This is a genomic window from Treponema bryantii NK4A124 (genome assembly GCF_000421345.1).
Taxonomy (GTDB): Bacteria; Spirochaetota; Spirochaetia; order Treponematales; family Treponemataceae; genus Treponema_D; species Treponema_D bryantii_B.
The window spans coordinates 108116-123333 of the sequence record NZ_ATWV01000001.1; the positions used below are offsets into that span (position 1 = coordinate 108116).

9 protein-coding genes are annotated in these 15218 nt (G+C 40.1%); 4 read left to right on the forward strand and 5 right to left on the reverse strand.

Annotated elements, in window-relative coordinates:
* Nucleotides 1-8: 8 nt before the first annotated feature.
* The 4 genes from G626_RS0100485 to G626_RS0100500 all read left to right on the forward strand — a co-directional run bounded on the left by G626_RS0100485 (nucleotide 9) and on the right by G626_RS0100500 (nucleotide 4435).
* A complete protein-coding gene (locus G626_RS0100485) occupies nucleotides 9-1130 on the forward strand; it encodes a 3-dehydroquinate synthase (RefSeq protein WP_022930827.1) in 1122 nt (373 codons plus the stop codon).
* Nucleotides 1131-1273: 143 nt separating this feature from the next.
* Nucleotides 1274-2419 carry a cysteine desulfurase family protein gene (locus tag G626_RS0100490; protein ID WP_022930828.1) on the forward strand — a complete coding sequence of 382 codons (1146 nt, stop codon included), beginning with the start codon at nucleotides 1274-1276 and terminating at the stop codon, nucleotides 2417-2419.
* A gap of 154 nt (nucleotides 2420-2573) precedes the next feature.
* Nucleotides 2574-2996: a PUR family DNA/RNA-binding protein gene (locus tag G626_RS0100495; protein WP_022930829.1), complete on the forward strand. Its 423-nt coding sequence runs from the start codon at nucleotides 2574-2576 to the stop codon at nucleotides 2994-2996.
* Nucleotides 2997-3091: 95 nt separating this feature from the next.
* Nucleotides 3092-4435, forward strand: coding sequence for an MATE family efflux transporter (locus G626_RS0100500; protein ID WP_022930830.1), 1344 nt, complete (start codon nucleotides 3092-3094; stop codon nucleotides 4433-4435).
* A 97-nt stretch (nucleotides 4436-4532) separates the two neighbouring features.
* Here the strand turns inward: G626_RS0100500 and G626_RS0100505 are convergent, their stop codons facing one another.
* The 5 genes from G626_RS0100505 to G626_RS0100525 form a co-directional block, all read right to left on the reverse strand.
* Nucleotides 4533-5123 carry a ribonuclease HII gene (locus G626_RS0100505; protein ID WP_231365040.1) on the reverse strand — a complete coding sequence of 197 codons (591 nt, stop codon included), beginning with the start codon at nucleotides 5121-5123 and terminating at the stop codon, nucleotides 4533-4535.
* Nucleotides 5095-7215, reverse strand: a complete 2121-nt coding sequence (locus G626_RS0100510) for a hypothetical protein (RefSeq protein ID WP_022930832.1) — start codon at nucleotides 7213-7215, stop codon at nucleotides 5095-5097. The genes G626_RS0100505 and G626_RS0100510 overlap by 29 nt, the downstream gene beginning before the upstream one ends.
* Before the next feature lie 12 nt (nucleotides 7216-7227).
* Entirely contained in the window at nucleotides 7228-7845 is a 618-nt protein-coding gene (locus G626_RS0100515; protein WP_022930833.1) for a phosphoribosyltransferase, read from the reverse strand.
* Nucleotides 7846-7915: 70 nt separating this feature from the next.
* Nucleotides 7916-12265, reverse strand: coding sequence for an autotransporter outer membrane beta-barrel domain-containing protein (locus G626_RS0100520; RefSeq protein ID WP_027726886.1), 4350 nt, complete (start codon nucleotides 12263-12265; stop codon nucleotides 7916-7918).
* Between the two features lie 160 nt (nucleotides 12266-12425).
* Nucleotides 12426-15212 carry an autotransporter outer membrane beta-barrel domain-containing protein gene (locus G626_RS0100525; RefSeq protein ID WP_022930835.1) on the reverse strand — a complete coding sequence of 929 codons (2787 nt, stop codon included), beginning with the start codon at nucleotides 15210-15212 and terminating at the stop codon, nucleotides 12426-12428.
* Between the last annotated feature and the right edge of the window lie 6 nt (nucleotides 15213-15218).

Sequence of the window (15218 nt, forward strand, 5' to 3'; positions counted from 1 at the left end):
GGCTCACTATGAGTCAGAAAAGTTTTAAGATTTCTTATCCATCACTTCATCCGGGAACAGATAAATCACACATTAAATTTATTTCAGGAAGCCCTGATCTTGCCGCCCTCTTTTTTGAAGGAGACGAAGCAGCTGAAACAAGACGCCGCTTTTTTGTAACTGATGCAACAGTTGCAAGTCTTGAATGCATGCAGTCTTTTATTTCTAAATTTGATGACGGCGTTTGCGGAAAAGATAATCTTTTAATTCTTGGCTCAGGTGAACCTTATAAGACAATCGAAAGCGTACTTACAATTGTGCGCGCTGCCTTTGATGCAAACTATTCCAGAAAAGATATTTTTATCGGAATCGGTGGCGGTGTAATCTGTGATATTACTGCCTTTGCCGCATCTATCTACAAACGTGGTGCCAGTGTTCAGTTTGTACCAACTACTCTGCTTGCCATGGTAGATGCTTCTGTAGGCGGAAAGAGCGGTTGTGATTTTGAAAATTACAAAAACATCATCGGAACCTTCTTCCCTGCTACAAAGCTTTTCTACTTCCCGGACTTTGTTCAGTACCTTCCGGAAAATCAATATAACTCAGGCTTAGCAGAAGCCTTTAAAACAGCCCTTCTTTTTGATAAGGAGCTTTATGACTTCTTCCGCGATAATTCAGAAAAAATCAATTCCCGCGACTCTAAGACTCTTGAAATGATTATAAATAAATGTGTTCGCGCAAAAGGAAAGATTGTAGAAGAGGACTTTACAGAACAGGGAATCCGCGCAACTCTGAACCTGGGTCATACCTTTGGACACGCACTGGAAAGTCTGGCAGGTCTTGGAACAATTACACACGGTGCTGCCGTTGCATGGGGAATTGGCCGTGCAGTTGAACTTGCTTATAATATGGATTATTGTCTCATGGCCTTCCGTGATGAGGTATTCTCAATTCTTAAGGCTTACGGCTGGGAAACTGAAGCTGTTCCTTCTTTTGTTAAAGGCGGCGGCTTTAGTGAACGTCTTATCACAATCATGCGTACAGACAAGAAAAATATTTCAGATAAAATCCGCCTGATTTTGTGTAAAGCAGTTACCGACATTTCTATTGAAGAAGTTGATGAGAAACTCATCAGTTCTGTATTAAAATAATGGTTTCGATACGCCCTTCGGGCTACTCAACCACCGCATCGGTGATTATCGGTGGTTGAGTAGGCACGAAGTGCCGTATCGAAACCACAACGTCATTGCGAGGAGCGCCTAGGACGACGTGGCAATCCACATTAAAAGGACTTATGGAAAAAGAACATTACTTTGACTGGGCTGCGACCAGTCCTGCAGATGAAGATATATTAAAAGAATCTCTAAACGAATCCCTTGAATGCTGGGGAAATCCTTCGAGTACACATAGTGTCGGAAAAAAAGCCCGCGAGCTTTTTGAAAGTGCAAGAGCCCGTGCCGCTGCCGCTCTTGGAGTAAAGCCTGAAACAATTTACTTTACTTCCGGCGGAACAGAAAGCGACCAGATTCCTCTCCTTGCAGTATTAGCTAAGCCTAACAAAGGAAGAGTTCTTGTTAGTTCCATAGAACACCCTGCCATTCGTGAACAGGCAGAAGCACTTAAAAACTGCGGCTGGGAGGTTATTCAGATTCCGGCAGACAGCGACGGAGTTATTCAGCCTAAGGTGGTAACCGACCTTTTGACCGGCGATACAGTTTTAGTCTGCATAATGGCAGTAAACAACGAAACCGGAATCATCCAGCCGATTTACGAAATTGCAGATGCAATCACAAAGGCCTGCGAAGGTAAACGCCGCCCTAAGTTCCATGTAGACTGCGTTCAGGCAGCAGGTAAAATCAATTTGAATCTTTCATACAAAGGCATAGACAGTGCCGCTTTGAGCTCGCACAAAATCTGCGGCCCACGCGGCATCGGTATTCTTTATATGAAGGATACTATCGAACCATTTTTACGTGGCGGCGGTCAGGAAAAAGGCTTGAGAAGCGGTACAGAAAATGTTTTTGGAGCTGTGTCCTTTTCAAAATGTCTTGAGCGTTATTACAACAAGCAGAAGACTTCCGACGTAGAACGCACTAATAGCTTTGTTGAAAAGCTTGCTGCCCTGCCCGGCTGCACAATTGTACCACCAAGCCGTCTGGAAAAGCCTCAACTTTTCTCGCCATACGTTGTACAGGCTTCCTTCAAAAATATTCCGGGAAATGTTATGCTCCGTGCTCTGGACTCAAAAGGTTTTTCAATAAGTACAGGAAGCGCCTGCTCGGCAAAAAAAAACAAGCGCCCGGTACTCGAAGCAATGCACGTAGATCCGAAGCTCCGCGAAAATGCAGTACGCTTCAGCTTCGGGCCCCATACTACAGATAAGGCAGTGGACGAGCTGCTAGCGGCAGTTGCGGAAATTAACGCTCAGTTTAATCGATAGATTGATTTTTATTTTGCATTATGTTAGATTACATAAAACCGCAATAAATGCGACTCAATTCATCAAATTACAAGGGAAGGTTCTTTACGTATTTTTTAAGGGCTGACCCGCAATTTTATAGCCCGCAAGAATCGGCGGGACAAGGAGTTTTATTATGGGAGCACGTGGAGAACTTTTTACTACTCAAATCTATCTTGACAATCGTTCTTATTTTTTCAATGTAAAGGAAAACCGTACTGGTGATGTATTTCTGCAGATTGTAGAAAGCAAAAACCGTGATGGTGTTGAAGCAGACCGCCATCAGATTGCTATTTTTGCAGATGATATGCAGAAGTTCCTTCAGGGCTTTGAAAAGTCTCTGGATTTTGTTGAAAAGGACAGAAAGCAGCGCCAGAAGGCAGCTAAAGAAAAGAAGGCTGCAAAAGAAGAAAAATACGGTTCAGGTGCAAAGAAGGTTTACCGCGTAAAGGGCGACAAGGCTGGTAAGTCAGAAAAACGCGCCGACGACGGAATCAAACGCACTGGTAAGGTTATACATATCGTATCAAAAAAGGATATTGATTCTTCAGATAACTAACATGTGAAAATGCGGAGTCTGAAAAGGACCTTGCGTAGCGTCATCCCAGCGAAGCAAGTCATTTTCAGACGGGAGCATTTTCAGATTTTCGATATATGACACAAGAGGCAAAATCATTTTACAAGGACCTTCGGAATGTTGTTCAGCCGATGGCCATCCAAAATCTTATTTCCTCAGCCGTAAACTCAGCAGACGTAATTATGCTGGGTTACATAGGCCAGACTGCCATTGCCGCCTCTTCACTTGCAGGTAACGTAGCCTTTATTCTCTTTATGGTATCTACAGGCCTTTCTTCTGGTCTTGTAATGCTTGGTGCCCAGTACTGGGGAAAGAAGGATACTGAATCAATCAAAACACTTCTTGGCATTGGACTTCGCATCTGTTGTACTGTAGAAATTAATGTTGCTTTAATTGCGGCAATTTACCCCCGCATCCTTATGCTGATTTTTACAAAGGATCCTGCACTTATTGCTGAAGGCTGTAAATACCTCAGGGCCGCAAGCTTTTCTTATGTCTGCCTTTCTTTTTCGCAGATGTTCCAGGCAGGCTTTAAAAGCATTGAGCGTGTAAAGATTGTAACAATCACTTCTACAACAAGCCTCTTCTTAAACATCGGCTTGAACGCAGTTTTCATTTTCGGTTTGTTAGGCGTGCCTAAGATGGGAATTACCGGAGTTGGTATTGCGACCTCTATTGCCCGCTTTATTGAAATGGTAATCTGCTTTATTTACGCAGGCCGCCAGACAGATGTTAAATTTTCAGTTGCCTGTGTTTTCCGCCGCAATAAAGTACTTACCCGCGACTTCTTCCGCTACTCTCTTCCGGCTGTAGGAAACGAGCTTGTCTGGGGTTCTGCCTTTGCAATGTACTCGGTAATTATGGGCCACCTTGGTGAAGATATTGTTGCAGCAAACTCAGTTGTAAATACAGTCCGCCAGTTGGGCTCAGTTCTCTGTTTTGGCATGGCATACGGTGGAGCAATAGTTGTCGGTAAGTATATGGGTGCCGGAGACATGGAAGTTGCAGAACGCAATGCCAGCCGACTTGCCCGCGTGACAATTCTTTCGGGAGTGCTTGGGGCAGTACTTTTACTCTGTACTTACCCGATTATTCCATATATTGCTGATTTAAATGAAACAGCGGCTCACTACAGAAATGTTCTTCTCTTTATCAATTCATATTCACTGATTGGAGCTTCTATAAATACTGTTTTGATTTGCGGTATTTTCAGAGCAGGCGGAGATTCAAAGTTCGGCTTTGTAGCAGACACAATCAACATGTGGTGCGTTTCGGTTCCGCTTGGCCTGATTGCGGCATTTGTCCTTAAGCTGCCACCACTCTGGGTATACTTTGTTCTCTTCCTCGATGAGTTTGAAAAGATGCCGTTTGTAATCAGACATTATTTCAAAAAAGGCTGGCTTAGGAATATCACCAGATAAATCCATTAACAATGTGGTTTCGATACGGCCTTTGGCCTACTCAACCACCGGTGGTTGAGTGATGCGAAGCATCGTATCGAAACCACCGGTACTGACTTTAATACTTAAACGATAATCTTTGGATGGGAGATGGTCCTATTTTATGGCAGATTTCCCTGTGTGCCTTTGTCGGGTAACCCTTGTGTTTTGCGTAGCCGTAGTCCGGGTACTTTTTATCCATTTCTAACATGAGGCGGTCACGGGCTGTCTTTGCAAGAATACTTGCAGCCATTACGCAGGGGTATTTTCCGTCGGCCTTAGGCTCACAGCGGCATTCCACAGGCACATCAGGGCAGCGGGTTCCGTCTGTTATTCCTGAGATTTCATTCAGCTTCAAATCCGGATTCTTCTTCAGCATATCCTCAAAAGCAAGCTTCATTGCCAGCATGCTTGCTTCAAGAATATTAATTTCATCAATTTTTTTGTGATCAACAAAGGCAAGGCCCCAGCAGGCTTTTTCTTTTATGATAGTTTCTGCTAACAGGCGTTTCTTTTCTGAAAGTTTTTTAGAATCATTTAAAATTTCAACAGGAAAATCTTCGGGAAGAATTACAGCCGCGGCAGAAACAGGACCTGCCAGAGGACCACGCCCCGCTTCGTCAAAACCGACAGTCAGCATTTTAGAATCCCTGAACAGAGTTGTTTTCATCAACTAACTTTGTTGCTTTGTTTACATAAACAGGTTGAATCTTACTTGTAGTATTTGTTAGTCTTGCCTTAAAATGATTATCCTTAAATGTAGCCTTTACTCCAAAGAGCTCGGCCACACGACCATTTCCGCCGGTAACCATAAAATCATTTTTCTGAGCAGTAAGGTTTCCGCCGTCAGCAGAAATTATAACACTGGTATCAGCATTTGCACTTACAGAGGTATTCTTTATGGAAATACGAGATTTTACAGCCGAAATAAATGACGTATAAGAAACCGCATTCGTAGAAGCCATTACATCAGAAAGATTTATAATTCCGTTGCTGGCTTCAATTACAGTACCATTTCTTGCAAAGTCTGCAGCTATAACACAGTTCTTCATTGTAAGAACGGAGTTTTCAAGCTTAATAAGAGGCTGAATAGACTTCTTGCTGATATCAGCAGTATTAGAAATTCTGCAGTCTGAAATCTCAAAAGTAGAAGCTTTTACATTAAGAGAACCGTCAGGCCCAAACTTAAGTCTTGCATCTCCATTATCTGTAATTTCAAAATTTGCAGAAATATTATAGGCCGAATTAATTTTCATTTCGCCTTTTACGCTCAGCTTTACCACACGCTGTTTTGTCAGAGCATCTGCAAGCTGGCTGAAGTCTGTAAAAGGATGAGCAGCAGTTCCATCTGCCAGACCGGCATCTGCAGCCGCATCAAAATAATAATTAGACTGATCAATTACAACAGCAAACTCAACAGGGCTGCTTACATTTTCATCTGTTTTAGAATATGCCGAAAGCTTGTAATAAACCGGATTCAAACCGTTCTGTGCCCAGTGCAGAGTAAAAGAATCACCTTTTACCTTTTTATAGGCTCCTGTCTGAACTCTCTTAAATATCTCGTCATTAGGAGTATATGAAAGCTCTGATTCACTGAGTGTCAGAGGTTCGCTTAGTGCAATATAAAGCTCTGAACCATGTGCTGCAGAAATCTTTACATCAACTGAACCGCGGGAAACAAAGGCTTCTGCATTAGTTTTAATTACAGGAATCTGTGGAGGTCTTCTGTTTATATTGTAAGAAATATTAAACTTGCCCTGGTAAACAGAGTTTGAGAAAACTCCCAGAGTCATATTTCCATAAACATGGTCTCCGTAAAAGGCATCAATTCCAATCTGATTAAAGAGTTCTGAATAAGAGCCGTCTGCTTCGTTCATTACACTGAGGGCGTAAGAATCATCACCATTAATTGAATAAATGATACTTCCGTCTTCAAGCTCATTTCGTACAATCTCAGGCTTTGGAGGAAGTACAAAAAACTCAATTGGATTAGAAGAATCATATTCAAGGGGCTGCCATGAAATCATATGACTTACAGTGCGGTCGATTTTTACAGGTTCTTTTGGAAGGCCCCAGTATTCAGAATCAATTTTGTAAATTAAATCTTCGTTATTAAAAGTAATTGTTTCCCAGTCTGTAATTTCAAAAGGAAGATCGCGGCGGCTGTAGACACCTGCCGACTGAGGATAAGTTTTAATGATGAAACGGTAGCGGACTCCGCGCTCAGAATCCAGAATAGTACAAGGCACATAGCGGGAAAGTACACTGGCAGCAGAAAGCTTTAGGGTACGGGCAGGACTAAAGTTTTCAGCCTCTCCGCCTTCCGGAGGGAGCCCAAGATAAAAACTGAAGTCTGCAGGAATAACAAGCTCGCTTCCTGCGCTGTAGTTTAAAATACCGCCATCAAAAAATGTCTGGATAAAATCATGATAAGAGGCTTTAGCAGCATCATCTGCCAGAACGGTATATGAAACAGAAGTCTTTTCTTTTTTTCCGCCGGCAGCAATGCGGGTTACATTAAGCTGAACCTGGCCGGCAACATCCAGCAGAACAGGGCCGTCATAGGCAAAACCAAAGGTTTCCGGGTCAGCCCCATCAATTGAATAGAAAAAGTCTCCTCCAGCAGAATTATCAATTACAAGCATCTGTCTGTTTGCAAACTGGCCCTGAACCGGACTCAGCAGTTTGATTTCTGCAAACAGAGGCAGAGGTAAAAGAAGCAGTACAAAAAGAATTGTAAAAACTGAAAGAAACTTTTTCATATCAGGTCCTTTTTACGCCTCAAGGAAAGGTCCCAGAATATCGCGCAGCTCCGGATCCTGAGAATAATAATTCTTCTCAAGCTCCTCTTTTGAAAGGCCAACCAGCTCGTGACTCATATAGTGAATCCAGCGGTTTTCATCCGGATTATTGATTACAAATTTGCGGCAATAATAATCAGGCTGGATTGGAAGCTGTTCTTCCTGGTAAGTAAAATATTTGTAGTCGTGAACAACAACTTTAATGTCTTCGCGTGGCATACCGCGGCTGTTGATAAGAGTTTCTACAAGAGAGTTGATGGTTCGGCCTGAGTCAAAAATATCATCAACTAAAAGAATTTTGTCGCCGGGACGAAGGTTCTCCGGCGGATAGGTCCAGCCGTCAATAAAAACCTTTGTGTGCTGGGCTACATCAGAATAAGAGCGGGCAACTACCCCGGCATACAAAACCGGATGAAAGCTTTCGCGCTTGCTGATAATCTTAAAATACTCGCTGATAACGTTTGCCATGTAAGCACCGCCGCGAAGGGAACAGTAAATTACATCTGGAATAAAACCGTCTTTATAAATTTTGTGCGCCAGCTTAAGCGCGTCATTTCTCACCGTGTCATAAGGTAAAAATTCTTTAATCATAATAGTTAATTATAACGCTTTTTTATGATTTTTACTACTGATTTTTTCCGGGTTAAATTCCCGCAGATTTTTAGTTTATCCTATCTAAGTCGCCGAGGTCCAGTTCAAGTATGTTACCAGTATTTTTCCATCGAGCATAGGTTACGCCATCAATTGAATTTTCATTAGCCCAGCTGTTTAAGCTTGCTTTTACAGTATCCAGATTTTCGCTATTGTAAGAATGTATTAAAGAAGCCGCAGAAGCTGGAACTCTCCAAGTTCCATAGAGCGTTGTATAAGAACCTTCCAGTGCATAAATATTTTCCATGTTATATGTATTATCGGAATAAAGGTCCTCTATAGTTCCCTCATTGCTTTCACCTGTATTCACCAGATTCTTATAACTTGAACCATTATTATTACTATCGTCGTTGTCACATATAAGTCCAGCACCATTTTTAGAACTATCTGATGATTTAAGCAAATTACCATTATTACAGCAATTCAAAATATCAATTTTTACATCAGTATTTGCAATAATTCCACCAACAGTAGAATAGCTAGTTTTAAGCTCCCCCTTATTTTTACAATTTCGAATTATTACACTTTCAGAATAACTAGACTGATTGGTATTCCCTACAATTCCTCCAATAGAACGATTATAATCATGAGATTCTATTCTACCTAAATTAATACAGTTTTCGATAAGAACAGGATAAGTTGTGCTTACTCCCCATGCTTTTGCTATTTCACCAACTATACCACCTATTTCATCTGCCTTAGTATATATATTACCAACGTTTACACAGTTTCTGATTGTTCCACCGGTTATACTAGAAACAATACCTCCAACAGTAGGACTAGCACTGGTATTTGTTGAGTTAATATCTACTTTGGAAACACAATTTTCTATTGTTGAATTATCGCACAATCCAACAATTCCCGAGACTGCAGTTCCTGTAGTATATGAGCCAGCGACAGTAAGATTTTTTATAGTTGTATTTTTAACATATCCGAATAAAGCAGGACACAAATCAGCGCTAGAGGCTGAAACAGACATCTCTGAAACTGTAATTGTTTTACCATTTCCATCAAAAGAAGCACTAAATGGCCTAAAGTCTCTAATATTATTTGTACAATATTTTCCAATTCTAACTTCACGGCCTGATAAATCAATATTATCAGATAATTTTATTGTTATACCTTCCATAGTGTTTCCAGCATTTACCCAGCCTGCAAGAGTTACCATTTCTGCAGGTGTGGAAGCATTTAACATAGGATGGTCTTGCGCATTCGGGCAGGAAGTAAAGTTTGAAATTGGTTCTGGAATCAGAGCATGCACATTTCCTGCAGAACTAACGATATAATCATAACCGTTATAAGAAGGAACATGTATTTTTGAACGTCCTGTAGAAAGATATGAACCTTCGGCAACAACATTACCATCTGGATTTGATGCCGGATTTGCAGGATAGGTAGTTCCCGCAGGTACAGAAATAGTAAGTACATTTCCAGAATGTGTTAAAGGGCCGTCAATATTAATTCTTGCTGAAGTTGAACCTGACATAACAAGGTGTACTCTATTATCAGTATCTCCTGAAGCATAAGGAATATAGGAATCACCACTGATTTTAAATTCCGCCCATGCATTAGGAACTGCATCAACGTAAACTCCATTTTTGTTATTTCCGCTGATAGTTCCACCACTCATAACAAAAGACCCACGTCCTGTTGAAGAGCATCCAATGAAAACACCGCCGGCATTTTTAGCTGTATTATTATTTATTGTACCACCAGACATAGTAAGCTTTGCATTATTATTTATATATACTCCCCCGCTATACCCCCAGTTTGCCTCGGTAACACCGTTATAATTAATATTTCCCTTATATAAATAAACTTCTCCGCTTTCAATAAATACTCCGCCGCCACCACGTATATTAGAACCGCCAGCATTAGTTGCATTAGCATAATTATAATAAATTCCTCCAGTTAAACCTACGGTTCCATTCTGTTGCTTTCCAATATAAACTTTAGCTTCTGCTCCTGTATTATAAATGCCTCCACCAGAATAGCGCGCATAATTTGAATGTTTATCAGAATCAGCCTTTGCTGGTTCATATGTTAAATTAGTACCTATACAAGCACTTCCATACATGTAAACTATACCGGAGTTATAAATTCCTCCTCCATCATATGAGGCATAATTATTATAAATACGACCTGCGCCAAAATTTAAGGTACCAGCATTCTTTATTCCGCCTCCATTAGGACTTTCGTTAGAATAGATATTTACCCCTGAATTAATTGTAACCTCTGAACCAGTTGTAATATCAATTCCACCTCCATAGGTTGTCTGAGTAGATTTACCGGAAGTGATGTTTAGATTTTCAAGAGTTACGGGAACTGTAGTATTTATTTTTAAGGCCGTGTCTTGTGTATTTCCTGAGATTGTTGCTGTATTTGAAGAACCTTTTAATTTTAATGTTTTTATATTTGTATTTTTTGTTAATGCTATATGGTTAGAGGTATTGTCAGCTATAACAATTTTTTGCAATTCATCTGAGATAGAAATTTCATAATCTTCATTCATATTCTGCCAGCTTATAAGCTGCAGGGCTTTATCAAAGGAAGCAAAAGGATGTTCTGACATATAATCTGAACTTGAATAATATGGTTGCCAGGTTGAAATTGCTGTAACGTCTCCCGCAGGGTCTGCAGAACCACTTCCTCCTACATAGATAGTTGTAATTGGAGAACGTAGAATAAGTTTTCCCGCTTCTGAAATTTTTAAAATCTGCCAGGCCGGTGTAAGGTCAAATTTCTGATAGTTGGAACTAACAGAACCTTCGAGCACTATTAAATTAAGTTCAGGAGCTGTATTCGAAATTATAATTTTATCTGAGGAACTATGATTTGAAAGATTTCCGCTTATCTTAATTTTTCCTGAATTTGTGTCATCTTGTCTGAGTTCAATTTGTCCAAGTACTTTTACACTGTCGGCAAGCCCCAGAACCGCAGTAGGAGCAACACTTACTGCCGCACTTCCACTTCCACCGGAAACTTCTACGTCTTTTGCGAGTGTTACTTTAGAATTGGCTCCTGCCTGTAATCCAACCGTAGATGACTGAATTTTTAAATTTTGAAATGTTACAGGGCTCTCCGTTTCTACACTTACACCACCTATTACATCTGTATAATTATCATGGCTGTTTGCATTAAGACCTGTAACTGTTATTGAAGAAGCACAGGTATTTAAGGCGCTGCCTAAAGTAATACTTTCTGAGCTTCCACTAAGATATATTTTATAAGCCCGGCTCACTGCCGCTGCTTCTATTCTGGTAATGGCCTCTGAAAGTGTTTCCAAAGGAGAAAAAGCCCTGCCCTCATTTGTATTTGAGGCAGTAATTTCCAAAGAATCAGCATAAGTGTTTGGGCCTACATAAATAGTTGAATCATTATAGTTTTGAATAATTGCGCTTGTAAGATTGAAGGTTGTAGAAGCACCAGAACCTGTTATTAAGTCTGTACCGTTACCGCACCAGGTTTCTGTTGTCATTCCGTTGATAATACTTATTGGCTGATATGTAATATATGAAGGGTAAGCGTTTTCATTTTTATAAAAGAACAATGTGAGTTCATAAATACCGGAAGGAAGATTTGCGAGTTTTATTTTATTTTTTGATATATCTTTATTTTCATCGGCTGCTTTAGCGGCTTCCCATTTTTCACTCTGTTCTTCATCGCTAAGTATGATTTCCATTCTTGTTATGGCAGAATCACTTATAGTCATAGTAAGATTTACAGAACCGCTTCCTCTTTCAACAGGTTTTAGTACTAAGTTCTGGCTCAAGATATAATCGGTTTCTGTAAATTCCTTTGGACTGGACAGCGCTGTAAGACAGGTAATCCAAACCTCATTGCCATCTACTATATTCTTTACTTTTGCACCAATCTCTATCTGCCAGGTAACTCCAATTCTGAGACCGCTGATTTCGAAGCTTTTAGAATTTGCATTAACAGTTCCGTTTACAGGAGCTTCTCTTTCAGATTCAGCAATATCGGTTCTTACATCTCTTGCAAGGACATAATAAGAAATCTGATTTACAGCGCCCTCAACAGTACTTGGAAGAGGGATTGCAGAACGGTTTTGTCCCGCCTCTGATGAAGCAGATGAAATTAAGTCTGAAGGGACTGAGCCTTCTGTTGAATAACTTCCGTTTATATTAACATATCTGCCTGCTGGATCTGTTCTGGAAGAAGTTTGCCCCGAATTACCAGATTCTGTCCCTTTGTAATCGTTAGCTGAAGAAATAGAGTTTTCGCAGGAAATAAAAGTTAATAAAAGAAGCGTAAGAAATAGAGAAATGAAAACCTGTGTCTTAAGGTTCAGATTTTTAAGACTTTTATTTCTTCTATGGCTTGGTAAGATAACTCTCATATTCATTCAAACCTAAATAAAAATTGTTTTTTAAAATATAACAATATTTTATCAGATAATGAATGATTTTTCCATAAATTTTATTAACATTTTGCCATAGTCATTCCGAACTTGTTTCGGGATCTGTATATAAGATGCTGAAACAAGTTCAGCATGCATCTTAAGGAGCATTTCCAGTAAGGGCTGCTTCGCCGTCAATCATGGTTACGTTATACGTGTCGCCGGTAAAGTAAGTGCCTGGGTCACTAGAATTGAATATTCCATAATTCGAAGTAAAGACTATATAGTCTCCTGGGTTCAGTTGAGCACTTTTTGATATTCCGATTTGTGCATTCTCTTCTCCATTTGTAAGAGAGCCCATAAGAATTACTTTCTTTTGACCTTCAAGATAAAGGTTAGAAGGATTGCCGGTATAATTTACATTGCCTGCAATAATAACCGGGCCGCTAATTGTAACATCGTTTGTTGTGTAAACTCCACCACTTGTACCAGCACCATTTAGACTGATTACTGCACAATCTTTAATTGACAGAGAACCACCATCACAATAAATTCCACCACCCAAACCATCTGCATAATTATAAGTTACAGAAGAACCATTTTTAAGTGTAAGATTTCCTGCAGAATAAATACCAGCGCCCCTATCTGCACGGTTTGAATAGGCACTTTTATCTGCTGCAGTAGAACCACTTGTTCCACCAATTAAAGCACCGCTTTCAAGCGTTACATTAGAGCCGCTCATCATATTGATACCGCCGCCAAAACCGCTATTATTTGCTCCAGTAATTTTTAAATCCTTTATTGTCACAGGAACAGGAGCACTGATTGTCAGAACAGTACCGGAAGCACCGTTACCATTAAGAATATCGCTTGTATTACCGCTGGCGCCCTTAATGGTAATGCCAGATGCATGGGAGCTTGTAAGGCTGGAAGGTATTGACTGCAATCCTATTATTTCTCCATCTACATAAATTGTGTAGTCTTCAGCTGCATTCAAACCTATAATTTCATTAACAGCCTGTTCAATTGTTGCAAATGGAGCTGATTTTGTTCCGTTGCCAGTTGCGGCACCATCTGCGGTACAGAATTGCCGTGTACCTTGAACACCCGCAACATAAAAAGGAGCATCAAGTTTAAGAGATTTATTATCCGAAGAAAGCTTAAAACTCCAGCCGTCATTCTTAACCGCATTTGTGAGGGTAAAATAATCTTTATAAGTAGTAATAGAAGAAAGGCTTGAACCAGAAGCAAGGGAAACAATACTGGCATTCCTTCCTAAAGTTGCTGCAGGAGTAATTGGAGCCATTGATCCGCTGATGGCATTTTTTATCTTTATGCTGTCTGCAGCCTCTACATAAATATCATTTTGAGTTACTGAACCTCCATAAAGTATGTCAAAGCTTCCGCTTAAAATCAGCTCAGCTCCACTCTTGATATAGATTCCACCGCCTAATCCGTTGCTGTTCGGGAAGTGGTTATTGGAAATTTTTGCACCGGTTTTTATTGTAAGCTTTCCGCTATCAAGATATATTCCGGCACCTTTGGCCTCTGTGCCCGATATTATACAGTTGTCAATTAAGGCTCCGGCATCTAGAGTTACTCCAGGAGAAGCTGTGCCTGTCTTAATATAGAGCCCTCCACCTTGTGCAGAAGTATTATACTCTCCAAAAAAAGAATTGCTGTATGTTGTAATTTTTATATTTTTGAAGATTACAGGTATGTCTGTTTGTATAGAAAGGCAAGGTGCTGTTGATAAAGGTGCCGTTAAAACATCTTTAGCATTATTATTATTCAAGCCCTGGATTGTAATTGAAGCAGCAGCAGTTCCCGGCAGGACATCAGCTCCCTCTCCTCCAATTTTTATATTTTCAGAAATACTTCCTGATACAAATATTTTATAATTACGGCTTACATTTGCATTTCTAATTCTTTTTATTGCCTCGTTCACAGAGGCAAGAGGACTATAAGCCCTGCCTTCATTTGAATTATCTGGAGTAACACCAATTGAACTAGATGCAGAATTAGGGCCAACATAAATACAGGAATCTACATAATTAGAAATTATTGTTGAAGTAAGATTAAACTCTCCAGTGGTCGAAATCAGGCTTGTACCATTGCTTTGCCAGGTGTCTGTTGTCATTCCGTTTATGACATTAATTGTTTGTGTGGTTGAATAACATGGGTAGCTTTCATCACTTCTTTTAAATAAAAGAGTAAGGTCATACTGTCCAGACGGCAGATTTGCAAGTTTTATTTTTGAAGCCGATATTTCTTTTTCTTCGTCTGCCGCAAGAGCTGTCTGCCACTTAGCATCTTGCTCAGTATCATCAAGCTTTATTTCAAGGCCAGTTATATTTGAATCAGCTGTCAGGTCAAGATCTACAGAACCATAACCGCTGGTATCCGGTTTAAGGATAAGATTTCTGGTTATAGAAAGTTCTGTCTGGGAAAGTTTTACGTTTTCTGTTGTATCGTAAAAACAGCGAAGCCAGCTTATATTTCCGTTTTCGTCTATCTGTTTTACATTAATTCCAACTTCTATGTCCCAGTCTATTCCAAATTTCAAGCCGCTTATTGAAAAGGTTTTATCTTCTTCGGAGACACTGCCTGAGACAGGTTCTTCGCCTTCTGCTCTTGCAATTACGTAATATTCTATCTGATTGAGTTCCGAACCTAAGGCTGGTATTGCTGAACGGTTTTGAGAATTAAGTTTATCACCATCAGCTTTTGCAATTGATTTTTGAATGCCCGCAGGAAGGGCTCCTCCGTAATTTTGATACGAGCCATGTATATTTCCATAATATACAGTTTCTGCTGATTTTATTTCTTCGGCTTCAAAGTTGCTTTGATTTTCTTCTTCACCATATGGAATGGAATTTTCGCAGGAAATAAAAAGCGAAAAGAATATAAGAAAGAGAGAAATAATTCTTATTTTTTTAACTAACATTTTTAA

Bases quoted from the DNA above. Each gene is read 5' to 3' on its own strand.
- G626_RS0100495 (WP_022930829.1), top strand. From the start codon at position 2,574: ATGGGAGCACGTGGAGAACTTTTTACTACTCAAATCTATCTTGACAAT.
- G626_RS0100520 (WP_027726886.1), bottom strand. From the start codon at position 12,265: ATGAGAGTTATCTTACCAAGCCATAGAAGAAATAAAAGTCTTAAAAAT.
- G626_RS0100485 (WP_022930827.1), top strand. From the start codon at position 9: ATGAGTCAGAAAAGTTTTAAGATTTCTTATCCATCACTTCATCCGGGA.
- G626_RS0100525 (WP_022930835.1), bottom strand. From the start codon at position 15,212: ATGTTAGTTAAAAAAATAAGAATTATTTCTCTCTTTCTTATATTCTTT.
- G626_RS0100490 (WP_022930828.1), top strand. From the start codon at position 1,274: ATGGAAAAAGAACATTACTTTGACTGGGCTGCGACCAGTCCTGCAGAT.
- G626_RS0100510 (WP_022930832.1), bottom strand. From the start codon at position 7,215: ATGAAAAAGTTTCTTTCAGTTTTTACAATTCTTTTTGTACTGCTTCTT.
- G626_RS0100515 (WP_022930833.1), bottom strand. From the start codon at position 7,845: ATGATTAAAGAATTTTTACCTTATGACACGGTGAGAAATGACGCGCTT.
- G626_RS0100500 (WP_022930830.1), top strand. From the start codon at position 3,092: ATGACACAAGAGGCAAAATCATTTTACAAGGACCTTCGGAATGTTGTT.
- G626_RS0100505 (WP_231365040.1), bottom strand. From the start codon at position 5,123: ATGAAAACAACTCTGTTCAGGGATTCTAAAATGCTGACTGTCGGTTTT.